Below are 23,915 nucleotides of genomic sequence, written 5' to 3' on the forward strand. Positions count from 1 at the left end.
TCCCCCCGTTCGCCCTGAGCCCGTCGAAGGGCGCTTTACCCACGGCGCATCCCGGGCTTCGACAAGCTCAGCCCGAACGGTTGCGGGGGGCTACGGCTAACGGCCCATGGCCATCGTCACCTTCTACGAAAAACCCGGCTGCAAGGGGAATCTTCGCCAGAAGACCCTTCTTGCCGCCGCAGGCCATACGGTTCAGGCCCGGAGCCTGAAGGCGGAGCCGTGGACGGCCGAAACGCTGCTCGCCTTCCTTGGCGCCCTGCCCATCGCCGACTGGTTCAACCGCAGCGCCCCGGCGGTGAAATCCGGCGAGATCGTGCCGGAGAAGCTGGGCTTCGAGCATGCGCTGCGTCTGCTTCTGGAAAATCCCCTGCTGATCCGCCGCCCCCTCATGCAAGTGGGCGAGGAACGCAGGGTGGGTTTCGATGCGGCGGCGGTGAACGCGTGGATCGGCCTCGACGGCGCGGCCCTGCCGGAAGGCAATATCGAAGCCTGTGTCCACGGCCCGGAAGGCCACGGCTCCTGCGGCAGCGCAGCCCGTGAGGAAACCGACCATGATGCCTGCGGGACTCACTAGCGCAGCGGTGGAACTGGCACCGGGCGTCCACTGGGTGGGCGCCCTCGACCCGCATCTGCGCAATTTCGACATCATCCTCAAGACCGCCAACGGGACCAGCTACAACGCCTACGTGGTGCGGGGCGAAGCCGGGGTGGCGGTCATCGACACGGTGAAGGAAAGTTTCGCCGACACCTTCTTCCAGCGCCTGGAGTCCGTCGCCCGCTACGACGAAATCACCACCATCGTCCTCAACCACCTGGAGCCGGACCACAGCGGCGCCCTGCCGGAGTTGCTGCGCCGTGCCCCCCAGGCCAAGGTCTATCTCTCCAGCCGCGCCCAGATGATGCTCAAGGCGCTGTTGAAGCCCACCGGCGAAACGGCCCCCGAATACATCCCGGTCACCACCGACGACACCGTGGCCCTCGGCGGCCGTACCCTGCGCTTCCTGCATACGCCCTACCTGCACTGGCCGGATACCCAATGCACCTACCTGGAGGAAGACGGCTTTCTCTTTACCGGTGACGTCTTCGGCTGCCACTTCTGCGACCCGCGGCTGTTCAACGATTCGGTGGGCGACTTCCGCTTCTCCTTCGAGTACTACTACGCCCACATCATGCGGCCCTTCCGGGAGAACGTGCTGGATGCCGTGGCCCTCATCGAGCCCCTGGACCTCACCCTCATCGCCCCCGCCCACGGCCCCATCCTGCGCCACATGCCACGGGACTACGTGCACCGCTACCGGGAGCTGGCCACGCCGCGGCTGTTCAACGAGGCCCGCAGCGAGAAGACCCTGGTCATCTTCTACATCTCGGCCTATGGCAACACCCGCCGCATGGCCGAGTCGGTCGCGGCCGGTGCCGAACGCATGGGCGGCGTACGGGTCTCGCTTTACGACCTGGAAGGCGGCGAATCGGGCATCTTCACCGACCTCATCGAAGAAGCCGACGGTCTGGCCTTCGGCAGCCCGACGATCAATGCCGACGCGGTGAAGCCCATCTGGGACGTGCTGTCCTCCCTCACCACGGTCAACGTCAAGGGCAAGCTGGGCGCCGCCTTTGGTTCCTACGGCTGGAGCGGCGAGGCGGTGCGCCTCATCGAGGATCGGCTGCGCGGCCTCAAGATGCGCGTCCCCGTCGAGGGCCTGCGCATCAAGCTGGTACCCGACGCCGGCGAACTGGAGCAGTGCCGCGACCTGGGCGAAACCCTGGCGCGCCACCTCACCGGCCAGATGGTGGCCCGTGAAATCAACATGGCCGCCTTGGCCTGAACAGGGAGAAAACATGACCCCCACGCTCGTTTCACTCGCTGCCCCCCGAGGGGGCGCCGTCTCCTTCGGGGCGGCCCATCAGGAGACTCCCAATGCCTAAAGCCAAAGTCACCTTCGAGGATATCGGCGTTTCCGTCACCGTGCCGGCCGGCACCCGCCTCATCGAGGTTTCGGAAAAGGTCGGCGCCGGCATCACCTACGGCTGCCGCGAAGGGGAGTGCTGTACCTGCCTGACCAAAATCGTCTCCGGCGGGGAAAACCTCGCTCCGCCCAGCATCCTGGAGGACCAGGTGCTCAAGGACAACCTCGCCCCGCGCAACCACCGTCTCGCCTGCCAGGCCCAGATTATCGGCGGCGAGATCGTGGTCAAGCCGGCCTGAAAGCGTGGGGCGGCCATGACTTTGTCGACTTCGCCTCGCCGTGCAGTACGCACTGTCTTCGGCTCGTCTTCGCGTCCTGACCGCCCCACGCTTTCAGGCACACACCAACCTTTGTCGACTTCGCCTCGCCGTGCAGTGCGCACTGTCTTCGGCTCGTCTTCGCGTCCTGACCGCCCCACGCTTTCAGGCGCACACCAACCTTTGTCGACTTCGCCTTGCCGTGCAGTACGCACTGTCTTCGGCTCGTCTTCGCGTCCTGACCGCCCCACGCTTTCAGGCGCACACCAACCTTTGTCGACTTCGCTTCACCGCGCAGAACACGCTGTCTTCGGCTCGTCTTCGCGTCCTGACCGCCCCACGCTTTCAGGCGCACACCAACCTTTGTCGACTTCGCTTCACCGCGCAGAACACGCTGTCTTCGGCTCGTCTTCGCGTCCTGACCGCCCCACGCTTTCAGGCGCACACCAACCTTTGTCGACTTCGCCTCGCCGTGCAGTACGCACTGTCTTCGGCTCGTCTTCGTGTCCTGGCCACCCCTCGCTTTCAGGCGCCCAGCCATCCCAATTTTCAAAGCCCCACGAGAATTTCCACTAAAACCAACTCAGGAGTAACACCATGGCACTCATCACTTTCAGCAGCCCCTTGCACAAGGACAAGACGGTCTATGCCGTCGCCGGCAGCCACACCCAGACCATCCTGGCCCTGGCCAAGGAACACCACATCCCGATCGACTTCGGTTGTCAGGAAGGCAACTGCGGCACCTGCCTGGTCAAGGTTTCCTCGGTGGATGGCAAGCGCCGCCCCATGGGTGGCCCCCTCAACGTGCGCGAGGTCGCCGCCCTGACCGAACTGGGTCACATCACCAAGGCCCAGATCGAGCAGATGTACGTGGACGACATCCCCCCCACCCAGTGGCGCCTGGCCTGCCAGATGGTCGTCCGTGACGAGGACATCCTGGTCGAGTATCCGAGCAAGTAAGCCATGAACGACCCGGATCGCACCGCACTCCGCGCCCTGGCCGTCGCCGAACTCCTGGCGGCGCCCTGCGGTGCGGACGTGCGCACCGATCCGAATCGCCCCTTGCTGGCCAGTCTGCTGACCGGCCAGCGCCTGGGCGAAGGCTGTCTGCCTGCCGACCTGGGCCTGGGTGCCGATCGCCACGGCCGCCTGCTGGCCGAATACTTTCCCGACTGCGCCACCACCGCCGCGAACCGGCCCGCGCCACCCATTCCGGAATGGAGCGACCTGCAGAAGCTCCTCCTGGACCACCGCGCCCATGAGCGCCATTCCGAACTCTGGTTCGCCGACATCGTCGCCACCGCCTGTGCCGGTGCCGACCACCTGTGGCAGGACCTCGGCCTCGCCAACCGCGACGAACTCAGCCGCCTGATGTGGGTGAATTTCCCGGAACTCGCCCGCAGCAACACCGGCGACATGAAGTGGAAGAAATTCGTCTACCGCCAGTTCTGCGCCCGGGAAGGCATCTACGTCTGCCCCGCCCCCTCCTGCGGCGTGTGCAAGGACTACGCCAAATGCTTTGGGCCCGAGAGCTGATCGCCCGCCCCGCGCCGGTCCACCGACGCGCTTCCCCTGACCGCAGCGCCCTCGTCGAGCGCGCCACGGCGGCCTACCTCGGCCTGGCCATCGGCGATGCCCTGGGCGCCACCGTCGAGTTCCTCACCCCCCGGGAAATCCTGCAACAGTACGGCACCCACCAGGACATCACGGGCGGCGGCTGGCTGCGCCTCAAACCCGGCCAGGTCACCGACGACACCACCATGTCCCTGGCCCTGGGCGACGCCATCCTGGCTACCGGCCGCGTCGAAGCCCGCGCCGCCGCCGAGGCCTTCGACGCCTGGATGCGCGCCAAGCCCGTGGATATCGGCAACACCGTGCGCCGCAACCTCATCACGTTCAGAAAAACCGGCAACCCGGAAGCCCCACCCTCCGAGCACGACGCCGGCAACGGCGCCGCCATGCGCGTGCTGCCGGCGGCCCTGGCCACCTTCGGCCACGGCCCAGAAGCCACCGCCGCCGCCTGCCGCGCCCAGGGCCACGTCACCCATCACAACGCTCTCTCCGACGCCGCCAGCATCGCCCTCGCCGGCATGGTGCAGGATTTCATGAACGGCCTGCCCGACGACGACGTGGAACGCCGCCACTGCCTGCCCCTCATCGCCGCCCACCCGTGCTTCACCTACACCAGCAAGCCCCGCGAAAACCCCAGCGGCTTCGTGGTCGAAACCCTGCAAGCCGTTCTCCAGTCCCTCTTCGCCACAGAAAGCTTCGAGGATTGCCTCATCGACGTCGTCAACCGCGGCGGCGACGCCGACACCACCGGCGCCATCGCCGGCATGCTGGCCGGCGCGCGGTATGGGCTGGAGGCGATTCCGCCAAGGTGGCTGCGAAAACTAGAGCCGGCAATCAGAGAGCGATGCGCGGAACAGGCACGGAAGTTAGTGACGACGGCGGCTAGCAGAACCGGCAAATACCCAGAAAGCGCTATCAACTTGGGATAGTTCACGCGCGCCACCCCTTGAACACTTTGCGTGCTTCCTCGATGAAGCGACCCAACGATGCATCTGAGCCGGCCACTCGCGACAGATCCATCGCGCCGACAATGTCATCGGCAAATTCGATGCCGCCCAAGCTTGGAGCAATGCCGGTTGCGCGAATGGCGTCCACCAACATCTTCTTGTAGCGTGACCGTTCGCACTTCGCATCGGGAGCGGCGCAACCGCGCCCGAACACCGCCTTGAATGCAGCAGAATCGGCCAACAGCCAGCGCTCGATGTGGGGATCAGGCACCGCGCACACCGTTTGCACGAGCGCCTTGTCGGTGACAGCGTTAACTTGGCGAAGACGCTCGACCAGTCCCTTGCAGTTGGCGTCAGTGGCGACAACAATCAGGTCCGGCAAGCGGTCGCGCCCACGCATCAGATCCCGAAAATATTGCTTCAGCTCGGTCACTACGGCGCCGTGTCCGCGGCGGGCATTGCGCCAATCCATCCGTATCTCCACGCCCGCCTCTCCTGCCAGTCGTTGCAACAAGGCGGCGAGAAATTCCTTATGGGCCTGGTCTTCGACAAAGAGCGCGATGTCACGCATCAAAGTCTCCCCTAAGCATCCGCTCCGAGACGGTGAGTTCCTCCTCATCCATGAGCGCCTGATCAATATCTCCACGTTTCGCCAGCGGCCCCCAGGCTGCAAAGGGATCAATGCGCGTTTCGCCGTCAACGCGCTTGCAGGCAAATAGAGATTCATCTTCCACAAGATCCGGTAGCAATGGCGAATGAGTAGTCACGATGTACTGGGTTTCCCCGAACGATGCGCGTGTTTTTAATAATTCCGCCACCAATTGGATGCGCCGCGGGTGAATGCCATTCTCAGGCTCCTCGAAGCCGATCAGCGACGGTTGCTCTCGCGCACCTGCCAGCGACAGGAGTCCGAGGATGCGCAGCGTGCCTTCCGAGAGGACCCGAGCGGGTACTGAAATACCATGCTCCCTCAGTCTTAGTTCGACCTCTCCAAGCTTGCTGACATCCACCTCGATGCCCTGGACATTGGGCATAAGGGTGCGCATCGCTTTCTCGACCGCCTTGAATTGGCGAGGATCAAGAACTTTCAGCGTGTTGAGAAAGGACGCCAGTTCTTCGCCCATGAGACCGATATGACGCACCTCCTTGACCGGATTGGCGGTACGCATACGCTCACGCGGCTCGAAGTAGAAGAACAACCAGCTTTCCAGTTCCTTGCGCATCGCGACCAAATGCGGGTAATGCGGCGGATAGTGCGGCAAGGAAAGGATACTGTGATCCAAAAAGCGCTCGTAATAGCTTGGGTGAGCCTGCCCCTCCAGGCGTAGATGCAGTCGTTTCCCTTCGCGCGACAGGAACGGTTTGCGCTTGCCGGTTGGTTCGCCCTTGTCCGTCAATGCGGCAAGGTACTCGTCTGCAACCCGGAGCACCCCTGATTTCGGCATCATCTCGACTTCTATCCGGTAACGCAGGTTTCTTTCCTTGACCGCATTCACCGCATGGGCTTCGTTTCCACTCGCTTCTTGGTCACTCGAACGGCGCATTTCACCGATTTGACGATTGACTGCTTCAACGACGGCATTGGAGAGTCGCACATCGACCTCAATGGAAAAAGACAGGCAATCCTTCTCCAGCAAGCCCTCGATGCCATTTTCTTCAAACGAAAACGATTCGAGCGGTTTGCCACGATAGGGAGGTGCGAAGGCTTCCTTGATGGTCTTTTCCGTCGCCAGCTTCGAGAGCAATTGCAGACAGTCCAGGAAGTTGCTTTTCCCAGCCGCGTTCGGCCCGAAAAGAATAGACAGGTCTGCAAGCCGGAGATCAAGGTGCTTCAGCGACTTATAACCATCGATCTTGATGCGTGTCAGCATTGCATTTCACCTCGTTCCGGTTTGAGCTTCCCCTGAGATTTCGTCCTCGAGGGGATGGTGTGGCGGCATGCCACGGCAATCGTATGGTCAATACCCGTGAAAAAGAAAATCCAGCGCCTCAGTTATCCGCATCTGATCCCCGGCGAGGGAAGTCACGGGCGATTTCAACACACGCTGCGGCACCGCGCCCATCTTGGGCGTCTCCAGCAGGTATTCTTCGCCTTGGATGGCCAACACCGGCGTCAGTCGCGTCGACAGCTTGACCTTGGGGAAGTGATCGAGGCTGCGCAGAGGAATCACCATTCGGCTGTCCAAGCCATCCAAAAGATCGCTTTGCACATCCAGTAGATACGGCGTGGTTTTAGCGTGGCTGCCTGGGTTGGCGTACACATCGAAGCGCGCCATCAGAAAGTTCTCCATTCATCCAGTGGCAGCCCCTCGGTTTCGATGGTGGCGTTGTAAGCGGCAATGAAATCTGCGTGATCCTCGCGCCATTTACGCTCCAGCTCGTGTCGTACGACTTCACGCAAGTAGGCGTCACAGACCTGCGAAATGTTGATGTCGAGCTGCTTGGCCGCCTCCAGCACATCGCTGCTCAAACTCAGATTGGCAGCCCGTTTGCCGGGGCTGCCGGTTCTCATGCGACGGGCAGTTTGAGTGATTGGCATAGGAATCTCCATGCGCATTTGGTTGTGCGCATATATTAACCCGCATATCACTTCGAATCCATCGCTGAACGTCACCCCTCGATCGGCCCATCTACGGTCGGCGGCGGCTAGTAGTCAGTCAGATAGGTTCAGCTATGTTCGGCACGCCCCGCATCCCCGCTCGCTGTGTCGCTCATCCTCGCCATAGCTTCGGCTATGGCTGCGGTTCGCTTCGTGCGATCGGGGCGCGGATGCGCGCCTCGGCATTCACGCAAACCTATCTGACTGACTACTAGTCGAAGGCCAACATCGCGGCACTGACATGTTGTGCTTCCGCCATGTCGAGGAGGGCTTCACCGCAGGCCGGGCAATAGTCACCGGTGGCAGCCGGAATGACGGTCGCCTCGCCTTTGCCGGTGTAGGACAGGTCACGGGTTTCGTGCACCAACTCGGCGGCTGCGCAGGATGGACATTTCATGTTGCTCTCCGAACTCGAACCATCCTGCCGCGGCCCAGCACCCCGGCGACGACGGGCGCCGGCAGACCCTTGAGCGACACCCTCGTTCATCCGCCCATGGCGCCGTCAATCCGATGGGATTTCAATGACCCCCGCATTGCGGGCGAGCGATCACCCCCGCTGCCACCGAGATGGCATCGGGCGTTTGGCCCGCGACCCAGGACGCTCAGCCCTTTGCCTTGAGGCACCCCGCCAGTGCCGCATCCATGGTGACCAGGTGGTTGGCGAACCACTGGGGCATGCCTTCCACGTAGGCGCGAGCCATGGTGAGGCGGCCACCGTCCACCCGGGCCGCCAGATGGGCGAGTTCGCCGAGCACCCTCAGGTGCTCGCTTTCGTGCTCGCCGATGGCGGGGAAGCGGCAGCGCCGCATGAGCCGGGCCTCGTGCTCGAAGTGCTTGCGGGTGTGCTCCCGCAGTTCCGCGAACCGGGTCGGAAAATCCGCGTCCGCTGCCGTCGCCAGGGCGTCGGCGAGGTCGACGAATTCCTGGTGGGTGACGTCCATGTCCGCCACCCCGAGGGCGAAGCGCTCCTCCCAGGGCATTACACTGCTCCGTGCACTTCGCGCTTGGCGTTGTTGGTCGTCTTCATGGCCTCGTCGACAGAGAGGGACGGATACTTGTACTTGAAGCCCTGGAAGGCGTTGAAGACCGTCACCACCTTGTCGCCGGCGCCCTGACCCTTGAAGTCGCCCTTTTCCAGCGCGGCGAGGTCGATCAGTTCGTTCCAGCACAGGCCTTCGGTGAGGGGGACGAAAGCCACCGTGGCACCGTTGATGACCGAGATGAAGGGCTTGGGGATGTTGACCGTGAACATCACGGCGACCGAGGCCGGGTTCAAGTCGGCACCGAATTTCTCCATGAACGCGGGCCAGTGCTGGAGCTCTTCCAGGGAACCGGAGATCAGCTTGAGTTCCTCGCCCTTGGTCAACACGATGGCCTGCTTGAAGAGGGCGTGGGGCGGCTTGCGGCGCCCCTGGTCATCGGCGACCTCGCCTTCCACCAGGACCAGCTCGCCGCGGTAGGCCTCCCAGCCTTCGCCGCTGGCGGCTTCACGAAAATTGGCATTGAAGAAGTAAGGTTCGTAATGATCGAGCAGCATGGGTTTTCTCCCTGTTTATGAATGTCTGAAGACTCTCAGGCCGGCACGGCGGCGCCGATGAATTCGAAGATGTCGGCCTCGAGGATCTCGAGGCCGATGCGCTTGCAGAAGCGGCGTTCCTTGTCCGTGGGGCTGGGGATGAAAACCCAGCCGGCCGGTTCGGCGGCGCTGTAGATCATGTCGGCCATGACCATGCGTTCCGTATCACGGTTGAGGCGCAGGCCCATCAGCAGGTATTGCTTGCCCTTGCGCAGGCTCTTGACCTCCGGCGGAATGGAGAAGCCCCCCATCAGCTCGGTGATGAAATCCACGTAGTCGGCGTCGGAAGCGATATAGACCGGCTCCGGCCGGGGCGTGCCCATGGGCTTGAAGAGGATGGGCAGAGCCGGGTTGATGATCTCGGCCGACTGATAGGCCGCGCCGTCCCAGAAGTACTGTTTGTAGCGGAAGGCGGTGCCGCCGATGCGGGCGATGCCGACGATCAGATTGTGGGGAAAGTCGGCGTAGGAATCCTGGAGCTGGGTGTCCCGGTTGATGTCGATGACGTAGGGAGGCGCGATGCCCTTCAGCCATTCGTGGAAGGCGCCGCGGGTCCACTGGGTTTCGCCGTAGGTGCGGGTGAGGAACTTGGTGACCGTGCTGCGGCCGCGCTTGAGTTCGACGTTCATGGCAGCCCGGGGAAACTCGTACATGAGCTTGGGCGCCATGGGCCTGCCGTCGTTCATGGCATAGATGAGGGAATCGCTGTCGGCGGGAATGGGGGCGCCGGTGGCGGCATTCTTCACGTCGGCGAGGACGCCGGGGCCAAGATAGGGGACGATGCTGCCGTCCTTGAGGCCGGCCAGCAGTTTTGCGCTGAGTTCTGGGGTCATGGCTGTGCTCTGGAAGGGGAACACAAGCCTTTGAGCAAATTCCACGCCCATCCGGCGACTACGCAGTGGCGGGGGTTTACGCCGCCCCGACTCAGCGATTGTCAGGTTTGTTACAGGAGCCAACGACGGAGGTGCGACAGCCCTCCCTCACACAACACCCCCATTTCTTCATCATGGCGAGCCGAAAGCCGCCACATGCCGCTATAGTTCTTCCCATCGCCGAATAGTCCGAGTTCTGCGCTTGCCAAGCGCTCGCCTATTCACAGAAGCGTAACCGCTTGGCCCAACGAAAGGAGTTATCCATGGAGAACGCATACGATGGGCTTTGAATGGTGGGTCTGGATCGTCGGGGGCATTTCCCTGGCCTTGGTGGAGCTTCTGCTTGCCTCTTTTTTTATCCTCTGGTTCGGCATGGGGGCACTCCTGGTCGGCCTCATCACCCTGGCGTGGCCGGAAATCTCCCTCACCGCCCAGCTTGCCACATGGACCGGGGCTTCCCTGGCGATGGTGGTGCTCTGGTTCCGGATCTTCAAGCCGGGCTTCCAGAAGACGAAGGCGGGGACGGCCGCCGGCGACGTGATTGGCGAGATCGGCCTGCTGGTGGCCGATGTGCAGCCCTTCGCCCGGGGTCGGGTGCGCTTTCAGCGCCCCATCCTGGGCACCGACGAATGGGCGTGCATGGCGGATACAGCGATCGCCGCCGGCGAACGAGTCAGGCTGCTTTCGGTAGAGGGCAGCTACCTGAAGGTTGAAAAATCATGAATGGAGATTTCGGTATGAGTGCAGGTTTTATCGTTGTCGTTGCCCTCCTGGTGTTCGCGATCGTCACCCTGGCCAAGGGCGTGCGTATCGTTCCCCAGGGCGAGGAATGGATCGTCGAACGGCTCGGCAAGTACCACGGCACCCTCAAGCCCGGCCTCAACATCCTCATCCCCTACCTGGACAACGTGGCCTACAAGCTGGTCACCAAGGACATCATCCTCGACGTCCAGGAACAGGAGGTCATCACCCGGGACAACGCGGTGATCCTCACCAACGCCATTGCCTTCGTCAAGGTGACCGACCCGGTCAAGGCGGTGTACGGCGTGACCGACTTCGCCGAAGCCATCCGCAACATGATCATGACCACCCTCCGCTCGATCGTCGGCGAAATGGAACTCGACGCCGCTCTCTCCTCCCGGGACCAGATCAAGGCCCGGCTCAGGGAAAGCATCGCCGACGAGGCAATCGACTGGGGCCTGGCGGTAAAGTCGGTTGAGATCCAGGACATCAAGCCCTCCCCTTCCATGCAGAAGGCCATGGAACTGCAGGCCGCCGCCGAGCGAGAGCGGAAGGCGGCGGTGACCAAGGCCGAGGGGGCCAAGCAGGCGGCCATTCTCGAAGCCGAAGCCCGCCTGGAGTCCGCCAAGCGCGATGCCGAGGCCCGGGTCACCCTCGCCGACGCATCGGCCCAGGCCATCCGCAAAGTGACCGAGGCGGTCGGCACCGAGCCGGGCCCCATGATGTACCTGCTGGGCGAGAAATACATCGCCTCCCTGGAACATATGGGAGCATCGGACAACGCCAAGCTGGTGGTGCTGCCGGCCGATCTGCAGGAGGCTGTACGGGGCCTGGTTGGCCGCGTCGCCGGTAGGTGACACTGAGTCCGCTACGGCCCAACCGCCCGCCTTCCTTGGTCACAGAGTCGACAAAGTCACCTCGACCGCCCCGCCAACCACCAGAAATTCGTCCTCCCCTTGCAGCACCCCAGGCAGCAGCCCGCAGTGGAAGAATATCTTGGCCAGGGGAATCTCCGCCGCCAGGATGTAGTCACCGAATTCGCAGGCCCGCTCCCGGCTGCAGGTGAAGGAATTGAGATTGTTGAGCAGGACGACCTGTCGCCCGTGGCCGCCCTTCTCCAGTACCTCATGGTCCGCCATGCGATTGACGCCGCGGTAGAGGGTGACATGGCGCGCGCCGGGGTGCCGCTGCTGCAGCGCATACTGGCAATAGGTGTAGACGAGGTCGAGCTGGGCCTCCAGCGCGTTGGTGCCGTAGAGGCCCTGGGCCCGCATCTCTTCATAGCGGCGATAGGCTTCGCCCGTGGGGTCGCGCAGGGAATCCCGGTGAAAGCGCGGGGTGAGGCCGAAGCGGGATTCCACCCAACCCTTGAGCACGGCCCCCTCCCGGCTGTCGGCATCGAAGCTCCAGCCGCGCAGCACCTTGATGTAATTGGCCTTGGCCCGCTTTTTCGAGCGGCCGGTCAGTCCCATCTCTTCCAGCCATTCGAGCTGGAAGCGCACCGTCATGTAATCACGAAAGACCTCCGGCCCAGCAGCAGGCTCCGCCGCTTCCAGGCGCTGGAACAGATCCCGGTGCAGCTCGGCCACGCCGTCGAGGAGTAACGGCGTCGGATGGCGCTGGTAGGTCAGCCCTCCCAACACCACGGCCGGCAGGTTGCAGCGATTGATGGGGAGACGCGCTGCCCGGGGCAGCGATGCCTTGTAGTCACCCCTACAAAGCATAGGGGAATTGTCGGAAGTCTCCACGCCCGCCGGCGCGGGAGAAAAATCGCTTTTCACTGGATATTCAATGGTTTGGTGTCTGTCAGCCCACCTGGCACGCAACGTGCAGAAGGGGAGGTGCGACTCTCACTGATTCCTTCGCAAATCGACTGACAGACACAAGGAGATTACACCATGGCAAAACTGCGTCAATGCGCCATCTACGGCAAGGGTGGTATCGGCAAATCCACCACCACCCAGAACTTGGTGGCCGCCCTCGCCGAAGCTGGCAAGAAGGTCATGATCGTTGGCTGCGACCCCAAGGCCGACTCTACCCGCCTGATCCTGCACAGCAAGGCTCAGACCACCGTGATGCACCTGGCTGCTGAAGCCGGTTCCGTCGAAGACCTCGAACTCGAGGACGTTCTCTCCGTTGGCTTCGGCGGCGTCAAGTGCGTCGAGTCCGGCGGCCCGGAACCCGGCGTCGGCTGTGCCGGCCGCGGCGTCATCACCGCCATCAACTTCCTGGAAGAAGAAGGCGCCTATGACGAAGACCTCGACTTCGTCTTCTACGACGTGCTGGGTGACGTGGTCTGCGGCGGCTTCGCCATGCCCATCCGCGAAAACAAGGCCCAGGAAATCTACATCGTTTGCTCCGGCGAAATGATGGCCATGTACGCCGCCAACAACATCTCCAAGGGGATCGTGAAGTACGCGAACTCCGGTGGTGTCCGTCTGGCCGGCCTGATCTGCAACAGCCGCAACACCGACCGCGAAGACGAGCTGATCATGGCCCTGGCCGCCCGCCTCGGCACAACCATGATCCACTTCGTGCCCCGCGATAACGCCGTGCAGCACGCCGAAATCCGCCGCATGACCATGGTCGAATACGATCCGAAACACAAGCAGGCCGACGAATATCGCCAGCTCGCCAACAAGATCGTCAACAACACCAACCTCGTCATCCCGACCCCGATCGAGATGGAAGAGCTGGAAGACCTGCTGATGGAATTCGGCATCATGGAAGCGGAAGACGAGTCCATCGTCGGCAAGACCGCCGCCGAACTGGCCGCCTGATTTCGTGCCATGACGCCGGTGACTTTGTCGACCTCGCCTTGCTGTGCCACTCGCCTTGCTGTGCGACTCGCACTGTCTGCGGCTCGTCTTCGCGTCACCGGCGCCCTGTCCCGAAATCGCACTGAATCACCCGTTCAACCAGCACGCCGGCCACAGATTGGTGGCGGCGTCAGGAGGAAAAAATGACGACTCTGTCTCGTGAAGAAACCGACGCCCTCATCGCCGAGGTGCTCGAGGTTTATCCGGAAAAAGCCAAGAAGGACCGCGCCAAGCACCTCGCGTCCAACGACGTTTCCGTTGAACAATCCAAGAAGTGCATCACGTCCAACCGCAAATCCCTGCCCGGCGTCATGACCATCCGGGGCTGCGCCTACGCCGGTTCCAAGGGCGTGGTCTGGGGTCCGATCAAGGACATGATCCACATCTCCCACGGCCCCGTCGGCTGCGGCCAGTATTCCCGCGCCGGTCGCCGAAACTACTACGTCGGCACCACCGGCGTCGATACCTTCGGCACGATGAATTTCACCTCCGACTTCCAGGAGAAGGACATCGTCTTCGGCGGCGACAAGAAGCTGGCCAAGCTGATCGAGGAGATCGAACAGCTCTTCCCGCTGCACAAGGGGATTTCGGTCCAGTCCGAATGCCCCATCGGCCTCATCGGTGACGACATCGAGTCCGTCTCCAAGAAGGCTGCCGTCGCCCTCGACAAGCCAGTCGTGCCGGTGCGTTGCGAAGGTTTCCGCGGCGTGTCGCAGTCCCTCGGCCACCACATCGCCAACGATGCGATCCGCGACTGGGTGCTCGACAAGCGCGACGGCGCCGCCTACGAATCGACACCCTACGATGTGGCCATCATCGGCGACTACAACATCGGCGGCGACGCCTGGGCGACCCGCATCCTCCTCGAAGAGATGGGTCTGCGCGTCGTGGCTCAGTGGTCCGGCGACGGCACCATCGCCGAGATGATGAACACGCCGAAGGTCAAGCTGAACCTGTTGCACTGCTACCGTTCGATGAACTACATCTCCCGGCACATGGAAGAGAAGTACGGCATTCCCTACCTGGAATACAACTTCTTCGGCCCGACCAAAATCATCGAATCCTGCCGCAAGATCGCCGCTTTCTTCGACGACAGCGTCAAGGCCAAGACCGAAGCCATGATCGCCCGTTATCAGCCGATGATGGACGAGATCATTGCCAAGTACAAACCGCGTCTGCAGGGCAAGAAGGTCATGCTCTACGTCGGCGGCCTGCGTCCGCGTCACGTCATCGGCGCCTACGAAGACCTCGGCATGGAAGTCATCGGCACCGGCTACGAGTTCGCCCACAACGACGACTACGACCGCACGATCAAGGAAATGGGCGATGCCACCCTGCTCTACGACGACGTCACCGGTTTCGAACTGGAAGAGTTCGTCAAGCGTCTCAAGCCCGACATGGTCGGCTCCGGCATCAAGGAAAAGTACATCTTCCAGAAGATGGGCATTCCGCTGCGCCAGATGCACTCCTGGGACTACTCCGGTCCGTACCACGGCTACGACGGCTTCGCCATCTTCGCCCGTGACATGGACATCGCCCTCTCCAATCCGACCTTCAAGAACCTGGTTCCGCCCTGGAAGAAGGTCGCTGAAGAAACGGCTGAAAAGCAGGCTGCCTGAGTTTCAGGAATTGGGAAACGGGACACGGCGGCGTGTGATTGCGGACTTCGCGTCCTTCATGCGCCCCGGTTCCCCGGCCCCGGATCATCAACCTTGCGCCCGGCTCTGCAGATTGGCGGAACGGGCAAGGAGATAGCAATGCAAACCGCAGACAAGATCAAGCCCTGTTATCCGCTGTTCCGCGACGATGACTACAAGAAGAACCTGGCCGAGAAGCGCGTCCAGTTCGAGGAAGGTCACGGTCCGGACAAGGTGTGGGAAACCTTCATGTGGACCACCACCCAGGAATACCAGGATCTCAACTTCCAGCGCGAAGCCCTGACCGTCGATCCGGCCAAGGCCTGCCAGCCCCTCGGCGCCGTCCTCTGCGCCTCCGGCTTCCACAAGACCCTGCCCTACGTGCATGGCTCCCAAGGTTGCGTCGCCTACTTCCGCACCTACTTCAACCGTCACTTCAAGGAACCGTGCTCCTGCGTCTCCGACTCCATGACGGAAGATGCAGCCGTGTTCGGCGGCCAGAAGAACATGTTCGACGGCCTGGAAAACGCCAAGGCCATCTACAAGCCGGACATGATCGCCGTCTCCACCACCTGCATGGCCGAAGTCATCGGGGACGACCTCAACGCCTTCATCAACAACTCGAAGAAGGCCGGTCACATTCCGCAGGACTACCCGGTTCCCTTCGCCCATACCCCGTCCTTCGTCGGTTCGCACACCACCGGCTGGGACAACATGGAAGAAGGCATCCTGCGCTACTTCACGCTGAACGCCATGGAAGGCAAGGTCGTCGGCTCGAACAAGAAGGTCAACATTGTTCCGGGCTTCGAAACCTACCTCGGCAACTACCGCGTCATCAAGCGCATGCTGGCCGAGATGGGCGTCGGCTACACCATGCTCTCCGATCCGACCGATGTCTTCGACACCCCGGCCGACGGCGAATTCCGCATGTATTCCGGTGGCACGACGATGGACGAGGTCAAGGACGCGCCGAACGCCATCACCACGCTGCTGATCCAACCGGCCCAGTTGGAAAAGACGAAGAAGTTCGTCGAGAACACCTGGAAGCACGACATTCCGAAGCTCAACATCCCGATGGGTGTCGAGTGGACCGACGAGTTCCTGATGAAGGTCTCCGAAGTCACCGGCCAGCCGATCCCGGCTTCGCTGGAACTGGAACGCGGCCGCTGCATGGACCTGATCTCCGACAGCCACGCCTGGCTGCACGGCAAGAAGTTCGCCCTCTACGGCGACCCGGACTTCGTCATGGGCATGGTCAAGATCCTGCTGGAAGTGGGTGCCGAGCCGACCCACATCCTGTCCCACAACGGCAACAAGCGCTGGGGCAAGCAAATGGAGAAGCTGCTCGCCTCCAGCCCCTTCGGCACCCTGGGCAAGGTCTATGTCGGCAACGACCTGTGGCACATGCGCAGCCTGTGCTTCACGGACAAGCCTGACTTCCTGATCGGCAACAGCTACGGCAAGTACATCCAGCGCGACACCCGCCACAAGGGTGAAGAGTTTGAAGTGCCGCTGATCCGTATCGGCTTCCCCATCTTCGACCGCCACCATCAGCACCGCGCCACCACCATGGGCTACGAAGGGATGATGTCCGTGGTCACCCAACTGACGAACGCCGTCCTTGAGCAACTCGACAAGGAAACGATCGGCATGGGGACGACCGACTACAACTTCGACCTGGTCCGCTAAACCCCCTCCCCTTCAAGGGGAGGGCCGGGGTGGGGATGGGGTTTCGCCAGCGACTTCCGGCCCCATCCCCCTCCCAACCTCCCCCTTGAAGGGGGAGGCGTTACAGGAGCATAACCATGGCCAATATCATGATCCGTCAGGGCGAAAAGGGATTGACCTTTTATCTCCCCAAGCGCGACCTGGAAGCCTCCATCGAGTCCATCGAATTCGACAGCCCGGAGAAATGGGGTGGCGAACTGAAGCTGGACAACGGCGGCTCGTACTACATCGACCCCATCGCCAAGCCGCCCCGCCTGCCCATATCCCTGCGCGCCAAGCGTCTTGGCGCTGCCGAGGACTGAGTTCCGCCACCTTACCCCTCCCCGATTTAGACGAAGGAGAAATCACCATGGCAATGAAGATCGATCCCGACATGTGCACCGCCTGCGGCGACTGCAAACCGGTCTGTCCGACCAAGTCGATCAGCGCCGGCAAGGTCTTCTACAAGATCGATGCCGCCACCTGCACGGAATGCGACGGCCACAACGATAGCCCGTTGTGCGTCGATGTCTGCCCGTCCGGCTGCATCAGCGCCGCCTGATTCGGCACCAACCCACGCTCCGTTCGGGCTGAGCCTGTCGAAGCCCAGGGCAAACCGCCCTTCGACAGGCCTGTCCTGAGCCCAGTCGAAGGGCTCAGGGCGAACGGGCACCGGGAACTTGATCTGCCGAAGAGCCTTGAGCCGAGCGCCGCCCCTGGCGGCCTTCCGCTGAAAGTTCTCAGGGAGCCCCCATGTCCACCACCCCCATTGCCTCCCGCGAGGCCGCCCTGCGCATCGCATTGGCTGCCCGCGCCCTCAACAACCTCGACGTCAAGGCTTTCGTCGGCGCCCTGATCGAGAAGCTCGAAGCGCCCCTCACCGAAGCCAAGCTCAGCAAGCTCACGGTGGAGGATCTGCGCACGCTCCTGGCCGGCGACTTTGCCGAGCAGGGCTGCCATGTCGGCGTCGAGCCGGAACAACTCAAGGAAACGGTGCGCCTCCTGTGGGGCCAAGGCATCGAGCACGGCGATTTTCCCGCCATCGAGGCCTACGCCGAGGGGGAGATGCCTGGATCGATCCGGGTCGCCGTCGCCGCCAACCGGGGCGAGAACCTCGATGGTCATTTCGGTTCCTGCGACCGCTTTCTGGTCTATCAGGTCGGGCAACTGGCCATCAAGCTGATCGACGTGCGCAGCACCGCCGAAGCCGATGGGGCCGAAGACAAGAACGCCGCCCGTTCCGCGCTGATCGGCGACTGCCAGATCGTCTACATCCAGTCTATCGGCGGCCCGGCTGCCGCCAAGGTGGTGCGGGCCGGCGTCCATCCCATCAAGAAGCCCACCGGCGGCCCGGCCCGGGAGGTGCTCGCCGAACTGCAGGGCCGCCTGTCCTGCCCGCCCCCCTGGCTGGCCCAGATCATGGGGGTGCCATCGGCCTCCCTGGCCCGCTTCGAGAAAAACGTCGAGGAGGAGGAAGCGTGATCACGCCCACCACGCTGGCCCGCGTCGGCGAAGCCGTCCTTCTCGACCCGCGCACCGCGATCCTGCGCCAGCGTTTCCCCGACCTGCACTTCACCGAGTGCAGCGAGGATGACGTCTCGCCCCGCTACAAGCCCGCCTTCACCGTCGACGGTTACGATCTCTACCTGGTCTCCGGCGCCAGTGGCCATTGCCTGGAATTTACCGGCGACCACGATGCCGCCACCGGCATCCTCATTGCGGCAAAGGTCGATGGCGAGTGAAACGACCTCCGCCCAGGCCGGTGTCGGCCGCCTTGGATTGTGCTCCGGCTGCAGCTATTTCCCGGACTTTCTGAACGGCCGGCGCTGTACCCCGGGCGACGCCTGCATCCGTGCCCACAGCGGCCGGCAGATCGACCGCTTTCTGCGCACCAACCCCGGCGAGGCCGAGCACTTCCTCAAAGACATCTTGTGGGAACGCCGCGCCATCGCCGCCCGCTACGCGCCCGTTGCCGCCATCGGCCCCCTGCGCTCCGACGCTGACGAAGTCGTCCGCCGCGTCGTCGCCACCCGCCTGCCCCTCGCAGAACTCGACCCCATGGTCGGCGACCCGGACCGGGAAGTCCGCCTTTCGGTCGCCACCCGCCTGCCGGAAGCGCTCCTGGTGCAGATGCTCGGCGACCCGGACTACCTGATCCGCGCCACCGTCGCCCGCCGCCTGCCCCATGGGCAGCTCACCAAACTGGCCCGGGACCCGGAGCGGGAGGTGCGCAAGGTGGTGGCTTCCCGCCTGCCCGCCTTTGCCCTGCACCTGCTGGCCGCGGATCCGGAGCCGGAAGTGCGCGCCATCGTCGCCGAACGTGCCCTCCCCGGCTTGGCCGCCACCCTGCTGCAGGACGACGAATGGTGGGTGCGCCTGGCGGCCGTGGGCAACGCCCCCCTGGAATTTCTGCAAGCCCTGACCGCGGACCCCGAAGTCGAGGTCCGGGAGGCGGTCATCGCCCGCCTTGCCGACGCAAAAACCGCCCCCTCACGAGGATAGCCCCATGAAAGAAGCCCTGGCCTGGACGGAATACTGCAAATCCCTGGCCCCCGCCATCGTCGAAGCCTGCGCCAAGACGCCGGTCAATACCGGACCGTCCGGGCTGGCCAAGGCCCTGGGCGCCGCCCTGCCCGACTGGAAATTCCGTCATGCCCTGGGCCGCGGCGGCTGGTACCGCCTGGGCGGCATCGTCGACGGCAACGGCCGGCGCGTCAGCGACAGTCTCGAAACCTGGGTGGAAACCGAGCTGGATGCCCGGGACGGCGACCTCGCCGCCCTTGCCGATGACTGCGCCGGAGAGGAACTCTACGCCACCCGCCTGGTGGGCCAGACCCACTACCTGGTGGCTCCTGCCGGCGACGATTGCGACGACTTCCTGCAACTGGAAATCGAGGATCTGCAGGAGATGCGCGCCCACCGCCTGTTCGCCAACGACCCTGCGTCCGTCGAGGAACTGGTGGACCCGCGGGGTGGAGCGGATATGCCCCAGGCCGTCGGGCTGCCCGCCTACAGCTTCCGCCGCATCCAGCACGTGGGCGCTTTCCTCAAGCGCATGCTGGCGCAGAAACCCGAGCCGGCCCCCATCCACCGCATGCTCGCCGACTGGGCAGGCAGCAGCGCTGGCGCAACCAGCGCCTATTTCAATCACTGGGTCATCGCCACCCGCGAGCATCTGGATCGCTACCACCAGCCGGTGTTCCGCGCCCAGCCCATCGCCACCCTGGCCGGCGAGCCGCCCGCCTTCGAAGCCGCCCAGGGCACGGAAGGTCTCAGGCTGCACGACGCCCTCAACCACTTCGACCGCCAGGCCGGCTACCCCATGGCCTGGTACTTCCACATGCTGGCCGCCAAGACCGTGCCCCACTGGGTGGCCCAGACGGTCGTGGAGGACGCCCTGACCGGCTTCGCCTACCTGCCCCAGAAGGACGTGGACGTGGTGCGGAGTTGGCTGCACCGGCCCTACGCTGTCTGATGTCACGCCGGCCCTCGCTGCGTTCGGGCTGAGCCTGTCGAAACGCCGGGGATACGCCGCCCTTCGAGACCCGTCCTGGAAGCCACTGTATCGGGGCGACTCCGGAGAGGCCAGGGCCTCTGTCGCATTCCCGACACACGCCCGACAGCCTGACCCAGCGCCACGACAAAGCATCCTAAAATCAATGCACTAACGCCTGGCACCCCCCTTGCTAGAGAGCTTGCAAGGAGATTTCCATGGCCCACGTCACCATCAACGACACCACCCTGCGCGACGGCGAACAGTCGGCGGGGGTGGCATTTTCGCTGGCGGAGAAACTGGAGATCGCCCGGCAACTGGCCGCCATCGGCGTCCCCGAGCTGGAGGTGGGCATTCCCGCCATGGGCGCCGAGGAACGCGCTTCCATCCGCGCCGTGGCCGACCTGGGCCTCGCTCCCCGCCTCATGGTGTGGAGCCGCATGCACCCTGCGGACATCGCCGCCTGTGCCGGCCTCGGCGCCCACCTCATCGACATTTCCGTGCCGGCCTCCGACCAGCACCTGGCCTACAAGCTGAAGCAGGAGCGGAGCTGGCTGCTGCGCGAACTGCCCCGCTACGTGGGCGCCGCCCTGAACCTCGGCCTGGAAGTGGGCATCGGCCTGGAAGACGCATCCCGCGCCGACCTCGATTTCCTCTGTGCCCTGGCGGAAGTGGCCGAACGCTGCGGCGCCCGGCGCCTGCGCTTCGCCGACACCCTGGGCATCCTGGAGCCCTTCGGCACCTTCGACCGCATCGCCCGCCTGCGCCGCGCCACCGGCCTCGAAATCGAAATGCACGCCCACGACGACATGGGCCTGGCCACGGCCAATACCCTGGCTGCCTGCAAGGCCGGCGCCACCCACGTCAATACGACGGTGAACGGCCTGGGCGAGCGGGCCGGCAACGCGCCCCTGGAAGAAGTGGTGCTGGGGCTGAAAAAGCTGCACGGTATCGATACCGGCATCGACTTGAAGGGCTTCCCCGCCCTCTCCCGCCAGGTGGCCGCCGCCTCCGGCCGGGCCGTCCCCTGGCAGAAGAGCGTCGTCGGCGCCGGCGCCTTCACCCACGAGGCGGGCATCCACGTCGATGGCTTGCTCAAGCACCCGGACAACTACCAGGGCTTCGATCCCCGCGAGGTGGGTCAGGCTCACCGCATCGTCCTCGGCAAGCATTCCGGCTCCCGGGCGGTGCAGGTAGTTTACGGTGACCTGGGCATCGACGTCGCCGAAGTCGAGGCTCAGGCGCTGCTGCCCCATATCCGCCAGTTCGTCTCCGCCCAAAAGCATCCGCCCGAAGCTGCCGATCTCAAGGCGCTCCTGGCCGCAGCCCGGAGCCCTTCCCATGCCTGACGCCATGACCATGATCGCTGCCGCTGCCCCCGCTCCCGGCCTCTGGGCCATGCTGCGCGAAGACCTGCACTGCGTCTTCCAGCGTGACCCCGCCGCCCGTTCGCGGCTGGAGGTGCTCACCACCTATCCCGGCGTCCATGCCATCCTCGCCCACCGCCTCGCCCACCGCCTGTGGCGGGCTGGCTGGCGCTACCCGGCCCGGCTCCTCGCCTTTTTCGGACGCACCCTGACCAACGTGGACATCCACCCCGGCGCCACCATCGGCCGCCGCTTCTTCATCGATCACGGTGCCGGCGTCGTCATCGGCGAGACGGCCGAAGTGGGCGACGACGTCACCCTGTATCACGGCGTCACCCTGGGCGGTACCTCCTGGAACCGGGGCAAGCGCCACCCCACCCTGGCCGACGGCGTGGTGGTCGGCGCCGGCGCCAAGATTCTCGGCCCCATCGTCGTCGGCGAACGGGTGCGGGTCGGCGCCAATTCGGTGGTGGTCAAGGACGTGCCGGCCGACCGCACCGTGGTCGGCATCCCCGGGCGCATCGTGGACACCCGGGCCGGCGGCCCCCGCCCCGAGGACGGCATCAGCCTCGACCACAACCTGCTGCCGGACCCGGTGGCCAAGTCCATCGCCTGCCTCATCGAGCGCATCGATACCCTGGAGAAGGAACTAGCCGAACTGCGCCAGGAGCCGGCTCCCCCCGACCACAGCGGCCAGTGCCGGGTATGCAGCGCCGGCGACCTGTGCTGCGAAAGCGAGTCCATGCAGGGCGAAACCCTGCACCGGCATTGAGACGACCATGGACCTGCTCGACTTCTCCGACTGCAAACTCTATTTCGAAGAGCCCCTGCCCGCCGAGGCGGAGCGCCTCATCGCCCAGGCCGCCCGGGAATACGGCGAGGCCAGCGCCGAACCGGCCCTGTTGCGGGCCCACTTGCTGGCGCCGGAAAACCTCGCCGTCCTCGTCGGCCTCTACCGCTACTACTTCTACCAGCACCGCCTGGAAGACGCCCTGGTCGTCGCCGAGCGCGCCATGCAGATCTCCGGCCGCCACCTGGGCCTGCCCAAGGACTGGAACCAGATCGACGAGGCCCGGCTGGGCTGCGCCGCCGCCAATTCCTTCGGCCTGCTGCGCTTCTACCTGCTGGCGCTGAAGGCCGCCAGCGTGGTGCTGCTGCGCCTGGGCAAGATCGCCGCTTCCCGTGCCCGCCTGGAGAAGCTCTCCTCCCTGGACAGCCGCGACCAGCTCGGCGCTGCCAAGCTCCTGGAAGTGGTGGACGAGTTTCAGCGCCCGGAAGAATCCGACATCCCCCATCTCACCCTTGTCGCTGCCTGAGGAGGCATCATGGAAGACACCCTTACCCTTGCCGAAGCCATGGAAGAGTTGGTCTCCGCCGAGGATTTCCTCGATTACTTCGAGGTGCCCTACGAGCCTTCCGTGGTCCACGTGAACCGCCTGCACATCCTGCAGCGCTTCCACGATTACCTGGCCAAGCAGGCCCCCAACCTGCCGCCGGAGGAAGAGCAACAGCGGGGCATCTATCGCCTGTGGCTGGAGCGGGCCTACCAGGATTTCGTCGCGTCCGACTCCCTGACCGAGAAGGTCTTCGCCGTCTTCCAGAACCAGGCCAAGCCCGAAGGCGGGTTCAGCTCCTTCGTCTCCCTCGACCGGGTCTTCCAGCAATGATCCTAGAAACCTCAGTTGGACGAGCCCGTTGGTGCGTTCGGGCGGGTGTCTGGCGCGAAGCGACGACGCGGCAGGCTGATGCCTGCAAGGAGGAGCGACAAAGCCAGGTGCCCGCCCGGATGCGCCAGCGGGCTCGTAGCGATGCCACCCGAGGGGTGGGCGGTTCGGAGCGGCGTAGAGGTCCAGTGCACAGGGCATTCCGGGTATCGACAAGCGGCCAACTGAGGTTTCTAGGATGATGGATACCCGCTGGGAATACGGCGAGGCGGTGCGGCTCACCCGCAACGTCCGCAACGACGGCACCTATCCGGGGCTCGATCCCGGCGCCCCTCTGGTACGTCGCGGCAGCATCGGCTACGTGGTGGACGTCGGCACCTTCCTTCAGGATCAGATCATCTACTCGGTCAATTTCCTGGAGGAAGGCAAGATCGTCGGCTGCCGCGAGGAAGAGCTGATCGGCGCCGAAGAGCCGTGGACCCCGAGCCGCTTCGAGTTCCGCGACAAGGTGCGCACAGCCAAGGGGCTTGCCGTCGCCGGCGAGGTACTGGTGGCCGTGGGTGCCAGCGGCGAAGTCATCAAGGTCATCCGCGACGCGCCCGGCGGTGTCGCCTACCACATCCACTTCGACAGCCTGCCCGGTCGCCTGCTGCAGATTCCGGAAGCGCTGCTGGAGGCTGCCCCGGCGAAGGAGTAAACC

General features: G+C 64.0%; 31 protein-coding genes. 22 read left to right on the forward strand and 9 right to left on the reverse strand.

Translation table 11 applies throughout. The features are described 5' to 3' along the window. The first annotated feature begins 106 nt into the window (after positions 1–106). From IPM73_13975 to draG, 6 genes are all read left to right on the forward strand, one after another. Positions 107–574: a hypothetical protein gene (locus IPM73_13975; protein ID MBK8919106.1), complete on the forward strand. Its 468-nt coding sequence runs from the start codon at positions 107–109 to the stop codon at positions 572–574. After that, entirely contained in the window at positions 552–1,823 is a 1,272-nt protein-coding gene (locus tag IPM73_13980; protein MBK8919107.1) for an FprA family A-type flavoprotein, read from the forward strand. Before IPM73_13975 ends, IPM73_13980 begins: the two co-directional genes overlap by 23 nt. A 92-nt stretch (positions 1,824–1,915) precedes the next feature. Then, positions 1,916–2,203 (forward strand): (2Fe-2S)-binding protein, encoded by a 288-nt coding sequence (locus tag IPM73_13985; GenBank protein MBK8919108.1) that lies wholly within the window; start codon positions 1,916–1,918, stop codon positions 2,201–2,203. 615 nt (positions 2,204–2,818) lie between these two features. Next, positions 2,819–3,181: a (2Fe-2S)-binding protein gene (locus IPM73_13990; protein MBK8919109.1), complete on the forward strand. Its 363-nt coding sequence runs from the start codon at positions 2,819–2,821 to the stop codon at positions 3,179–3,181. Positions 3,182–3,184: 3 nt separating this feature from the next. Beyond that, positions 3,185–3,757: a nitrogen fixation protein NifQ gene (locus tag IPM73_13995; protein MBK8919110.1), complete on the forward strand. Its 573-nt coding sequence runs from the start codon at positions 3,185–3,187 to the stop codon at positions 3,755–3,757. Then, positions 3,736–4,722 (forward strand): ADP-ribosyl-[dinitrogen reductase] hydrolase, encoded by a 987-nt coding sequence (gene draG, locus IPM73_14000; GenBank protein MBK8919111.1) that lies wholly within the window; start codon positions 3,736–3,738, stop codon positions 4,720–4,722. Before IPM73_13995 ends, draG begins: the two co-directional genes overlap by 22 nt. Position 4,723: 1 nt before the next feature. On the opposite strand, the gene IPM73_14005 is transcribed toward draG, so the two are convergent. From IPM73_14005 to IPM73_14040, 8 genes are all read right to left on the reverse strand, one after another. Next, a complete protein-coding gene (locus IPM73_14005) occupies positions 4,724–5,311 on the reverse strand; it encodes a DUF4276 family protein (protein MBK8919112.1) in 588 nt (195 codons plus the stop codon). Beyond that, positions 5,304–6,611, reverse strand: coding sequence for an AAA family ATPase (locus IPM73_14010; GenBank protein MBK8919113.1), 1,308 nt, complete (start codon positions 6,609–6,611; stop codon positions 5,304–5,306). The genes IPM73_14005 and IPM73_14010 overlap by 8 nt, the downstream gene beginning before the upstream one ends. Positions 6,612–6,698: 87 nt before the next feature. Continuing rightward, positions 6,699–7,016: a CcdB family protein gene (locus IPM73_14015; protein MBK8919114.1), complete on the reverse strand. Its 318-nt coding sequence runs from the start codon at positions 7,014–7,016 to the stop codon at positions 6,699–6,701. After that, positions 7,016–7,279, reverse strand: a complete 264-nt coding sequence (locus IPM73_14020; GenBank protein ID MBK8919115.1) for a type II toxin-antitoxin system CcdA family antitoxin — start codon at positions 7,277–7,279, stop codon at positions 7,016–7,018. Before IPM73_14020 ends, IPM73_14015 begins: the two co-directional genes overlap by 1 nt. A gap of 271 nt (positions 7,280–7,550) precedes the next feature. Next, complete coding sequence (locus tag IPM73_14025; GenBank protein MBK8919116.1) at positions 7,551–7,736, reverse strand: type II toxin-antitoxin system MqsA family antitoxin; 186 nt, start codon at positions 7,734–7,736, stop codon at positions 7,551–7,553. Between the two features lie 205 nt (positions 7,737–7,941). After that, positions 7,942–8,319 carry a hemerythrin family protein gene (locus IPM73_14030; GenBank protein ID MBK8919117.1) on the reverse strand — a complete coding sequence of 126 codons (378 nt, stop codon included), beginning with the start codon at positions 8,317–8,319 and terminating at the stop codon, positions 7,942–7,944. Then, positions 8,319–8,876 (reverse strand): hypothetical protein, encoded by a 558-nt coding sequence (locus IPM73_14035; GenBank protein MBK8919118.1) that lies wholly within the window; start codon positions 8,874–8,876, stop codon positions 8,319–8,321. Before IPM73_14035 ends, IPM73_14030 begins: the two co-directional genes overlap by 1 nt. Before the next feature lie 35 nt (positions 8,877–8,911). After that, a complete protein-coding gene (locus tag IPM73_14040) occupies positions 8,912–9,748 on the reverse strand; it encodes an SIR2 family protein (protein ID MBK8919119.1) in 837 nt (278 codons plus the stop codon). Between the two features lie 318 nt (positions 9,749–10,066). Here IPM73_14040 and IPM73_14045 point away from each other — a divergent pair, with 318 nt between their 5' ends. Further along, positions 10,067–10,510, forward strand: coding sequence for an NfeD family protein (locus IPM73_14045; GenBank protein ID MBK8919120.1), 444 nt, complete (start codon positions 10,067–10,069; stop codon positions 10,508–10,510). 14 nt (positions 10,511–10,524) lie between these two features. Beyond that, positions 10,525–11,385 (forward strand): SPFH/Band 7/PHB domain protein, encoded by an 861-nt coding sequence (locus IPM73_14050; protein ID MBK8919121.1) that lies wholly within the window; start codon positions 10,525–10,527, stop codon positions 11,383–11,385. 39 nt (positions 11,386–11,424) lie between these two features. On the opposite strand, the gene IPM73_14055 is transcribed toward IPM73_14050, so the two are convergent. After that, positions 11,425–12,252 (reverse strand): NAD(+)--dinitrogen-reductase ADP-D-ribosyltransferase, encoded by an 828-nt coding sequence (locus IPM73_14055; GenBank protein MBK8919122.1) that lies wholly within the window; start codon positions 12,250–12,252, stop codon positions 11,425–11,427. A 174-nt stretch (positions 12,253–12,426) separates the two neighbouring features. On the opposite strand from IPM73_14055, the gene nifH reads away from it, so the two are divergent. The 14 genes from nifH (at position 12,427) to IPM73_14125 (ending at position 23,912) form a co-directional block, all read left to right on the forward strand. Then, the gene (gene nifH / locus IPM73_14060) at positions 12,427–13,308 is read left to right on the forward strand and encodes a nitrogenase iron protein (protein MBK8919123.1); all 882 of its coding nucleotides are present in this window, start codon (positions 12,427–12,429) and stop codon (positions 13,306–13,308) included. 182 nt (positions 13,309–13,490) lie between these two features. Next, positions 13,491–14,966, forward strand: a complete 1,476-nt coding sequence (gene nifD, locus IPM73_14065) for a nitrogenase molybdenum-iron protein alpha chain (GenBank protein ID MBK8919124.1) — start codon at positions 13,491–13,493, stop codon at positions 14,964–14,966. 138 nt (positions 14,967–15,104) lie between these two features. Next, positions 15,105–16,673, forward strand: a complete 1,569-nt coding sequence (gene nifK, locus IPM73_14070) for a nitrogenase molybdenum-iron protein subunit beta (protein MBK8919125.1) — start codon at positions 15,105–15,107, stop codon at positions 16,671–16,673. 116 nt (positions 16,674–16,789) lie between these two features. Then, positions 16,790–17,014: a putative nitrogen fixation protein NifT gene (nifT, locus tag IPM73_14075; protein ID MBK8919126.1), complete on the forward strand. Its 225-nt coding sequence runs from the start codon at positions 16,790–16,792 to the stop codon at positions 17,012–17,014. A gap of 47 nt (positions 17,015–17,061) precedes the next feature. Next, complete coding sequence (locus IPM73_14080) at positions 17,062–17,253, forward strand: 4Fe-4S binding protein (GenBank protein MBK8919127.1); 192 nt, start codon at positions 17,062–17,064, stop codon at positions 17,251–17,253. Positions 17,254–17,444: 191 nt separating this feature from the next. Next, on the forward strand, positions 17,445–18,173 hold the full coding sequence (locus tag IPM73_14085; protein ID MBK8919128.1) for a dinitrogenase iron-molybdenum cofactor biosynthesis protein: 729 nt from the start codon (positions 17,445–17,447) through the stop codon (positions 18,171–18,173). After that, entirely contained in the window at positions 18,170–18,433 is a 264-nt protein-coding gene (locus tag IPM73_14090; GenBank protein MBK8919129.1) for a hypothetical protein, read from the forward strand. Before IPM73_14085 ends, IPM73_14090 begins: the two co-directional genes overlap by 4 nt. Next, positions 18,423–19,193, forward strand: a complete 771-nt coding sequence (locus IPM73_14095; GenBank protein ID MBK8919130.1) for a (Fe-S) protein — start codon at positions 18,423–18,425, stop codon at positions 19,191–19,193. The genes IPM73_14090 and IPM73_14095 overlap by 11 nt, the downstream gene beginning before the upstream one ends. Positions 19,194–19,197: 4 nt before the next feature. Beyond that, on the forward strand, positions 19,198–20,166 hold the full coding sequence (locus IPM73_14100) for a hypothetical protein (GenBank protein MBK8919131.1): 969 nt from the start codon (positions 19,198–19,200) through the stop codon (positions 20,164–20,166). A gap of 236 nt (positions 20,167–20,402) precedes the next feature. After that, positions 20,403–21,533: a homocitrate synthase gene (gene nifV, locus IPM73_14105; protein ID MBK8919132.1), complete on the forward strand. Its 1,131-nt coding sequence runs from the start codon at positions 20,403–20,405 to the stop codon at positions 21,531–21,533. 10 nt (positions 21,534–21,543) lie between these two features. Further along, a complete protein-coding gene (cysE, locus tag IPM73_14110; protein MBK8919133.1) occupies positions 21,544–22,323 on the forward strand; it encodes a serine O-acetyltransferase in 780 nt (259 codons plus the stop codon). A gap of 7 nt (positions 22,324–22,330) precedes the next feature. Continuing rightward, positions 22,331–22,867, forward strand: coding sequence for a hypothetical protein (locus IPM73_14115; protein MBK8919134.1), 537 nt, complete (start codon positions 22,331–22,333; stop codon positions 22,865–22,867). A 9-nt stretch (positions 22,868–22,876) separates the two neighbouring features. Next, complete coding sequence (locus tag IPM73_14120; GenBank protein ID MBK8919135.1) at positions 22,877–23,218, forward strand: nitrogenase-stabilizing/protective protein NifW; 342 nt, start codon at positions 22,877–22,879, stop codon at positions 23,216–23,218. A gap of 238 nt (positions 23,219–23,456) precedes the next feature. Continuing rightward, positions 23,457–23,912, forward strand: a complete 456-nt coding sequence (locus IPM73_14125; GenBank protein ID MBK8919136.1) for a nitrogen fixation protein NifZ — start codon at positions 23,457–23,459, stop codon at positions 23,910–23,912. The last annotated feature ends 3 nt before the right edge of the window (positions 23,913–23,915 follow it).

This window comes from Betaproteobacteria bacterium (genome assembly GCA_016720065.1).
GTDB lineage: Bacteria > Pseudomonadota > Gammaproteobacteria > Burkholderiales > Rhodocyclaceae > SSSZ01.

Bases quoted from the DNA above. Each gene is read 5' to 3' on its own strand.
- IPM73_13975 (MBK8919106.1), top strand. From the start codon at position 107: ATGGCCATCGTCACCTTCTACGAAAAACCCGGCTGCAAGGGGAATCTT.
- IPM73_13980 (MBK8919107.1), top strand. From the start codon at position 552: ATGATGCCTGCGGGACTCACTAGCGCAGCGGTGGAACTGGCACCGGGC.
- IPM73_13985 (MBK8919108.1), top strand. From the start codon at position 1,916: ATGCCTAAAGCCAAAGTCACCTTCGAGGATATCGGCGTTTCCGTCACC.
- IPM73_13990 (MBK8919109.1), top strand. From the start codon at position 2,819: ATGGCACTCATCACTTTCAGCAGCCCCTTGCACAAGGACAAGACGGTC.
- IPM73_13995 (MBK8919110.1), top strand. From the start codon at position 3,185: ATGAACGACCCGGATCGCACCGCACTCCGCGCCCTGGCCGTCGCCGAA.
- draG (MBK8919111.1), top strand. From the start codon at position 3,736: ATGCTTTGGGCCCGAGAGCTGATCGCCCGCCCCGCGCCGGTCCACCGA.
- IPM73_14005 (MBK8919112.1), bottom strand. From the start codon at position 5,311: ATGCGTGACATCGCGCTCTTTGTCGAAGACCAGGCCCATAAGGAATTT.
- IPM73_14010 (MBK8919113.1), bottom strand. From the start codon at position 6,611: ATGCTGACACGCATCAAGATCGATGGTTATAAGTCGCTGAAGCACCTT.
- IPM73_14015 (MBK8919114.1), bottom strand. From the start codon at position 7,016: ATGGCGCGCTTCGATGTGTACGCCAACCCAGGCAGCCACGCTAAAACC.
- IPM73_14020 (MBK8919115.1), bottom strand. From the start codon at position 7,279: ATGCCAATCACTCAAACTGCCCGTCGCATGAGAACCGGCAGCCCCGGC.
- IPM73_14025 (MBK8919116.1), bottom strand. From the start codon at position 7,736: ATGAAATGTCCATCCTGCGCAGCCGCCGAGTTGGTGCACGAAACCCGT.
- IPM73_14030 (MBK8919117.1), bottom strand. From the start codon at position 8,319: ATGCCCTGGGAGGAGCGCTTCGCCCTCGGGGTGGCGGACATGGACGTC.
- IPM73_14035 (MBK8919118.1), bottom strand. From the start codon at position 8,876: ATGCTGCTCGATCATTACGAACCTTACTTCTTCAATGCCAATTTTCGT.
- IPM73_14040 (MBK8919119.1), bottom strand. From the start codon at position 9,748: ATGACCCCAGAACTCAGCGCAAAACTGCTGGCCGGCCTCAAGGACGGC.
- IPM73_14045 (MBK8919120.1), top strand. From the start codon at position 10,067: ATGGGCTTTGAATGGTGGGTCTGGATCGTCGGGGGCATTTCCCTGGCC.
- IPM73_14050 (MBK8919121.1), top strand. From the start codon at position 10,525: ATGAGTGCAGGTTTTATCGTTGTCGTTGCCCTCCTGGTGTTCGCGATC.
- IPM73_14055 (MBK8919122.1), bottom strand. From the start codon at position 12,252: ATGCTTTGTAGGGGTGACTACAAGGCATCGCTGCCCCGGGCAGCGCGT.
- nifH (MBK8919123.1), top strand. From the start codon at position 12,427: ATGGCAAAACTGCGTCAATGCGCCATCTACGGCAAGGGTGGTATCGGC.
- nifD (MBK8919124.1), top strand. From the start codon at position 13,491: ATGACGACTCTGTCTCGTGAAGAAACCGACGCCCTCATCGCCGAGGTG.
- nifK (MBK8919125.1), top strand. From the start codon at position 15,105: ATGCAAACCGCAGACAAGATCAAGCCCTGTTATCCGCTGTTCCGCGAC.
- nifT (MBK8919126.1), top strand. From the start codon at position 16,790: ATGGCCAATATCATGATCCGTCAGGGCGAAAAGGGATTGACCTTTTAT.
- IPM73_14080 (MBK8919127.1), top strand. From the start codon at position 17,062: ATGGCAATGAAGATCGATCCCGACATGTGCACCGCCTGCGGCGACTGC.
- IPM73_14085 (MBK8919128.1), top strand. From the start codon at position 17,445: ATGTCCACCACCCCCATTGCCTCCCGCGAGGCCGCCCTGCGCATCGCA.
- IPM73_14095 (MBK8919130.1), top strand. From the start codon at position 18,423: ATGGCGAGTGAAACGACCTCCGCCCAGGCCGGTGTCGGCCGCCTTGGA.
- IPM73_14100 (MBK8919131.1), top strand. From the start codon at position 19,198: ATGAAAGAAGCCCTGGCCTGGACGGAATACTGCAAATCCCTGGCCCCC.
- nifV (MBK8919132.1), top strand. From the start codon at position 20,403: ATGGCCCACGTCACCATCAACGACACCACCCTGCGCGACGGCGAACAG.
- cysE (MBK8919133.1), top strand. From the start codon at position 21,544: ATGATCGCTGCCGCTGCCCCCGCTCCCGGCCTCTGGGCCATGCTGCGC.
- IPM73_14115 (MBK8919134.1), top strand. From the start codon at position 22,331: ATGGACCTGCTCGACTTCTCCGACTGCAAACTCTATTTCGAAGAGCCC.
- IPM73_14120 (MBK8919135.1), top strand. From the start codon at position 22,877: ATGGAAGACACCCTTACCCTTGCCGAAGCCATGGAAGAGTTGGTCTCC.
- IPM73_14125 (MBK8919136.1), top strand. From the start codon at position 23,457: ATGGATACCCGCTGGGAATACGGCGAGGCGGTGCGGCTCACCCGCAAC.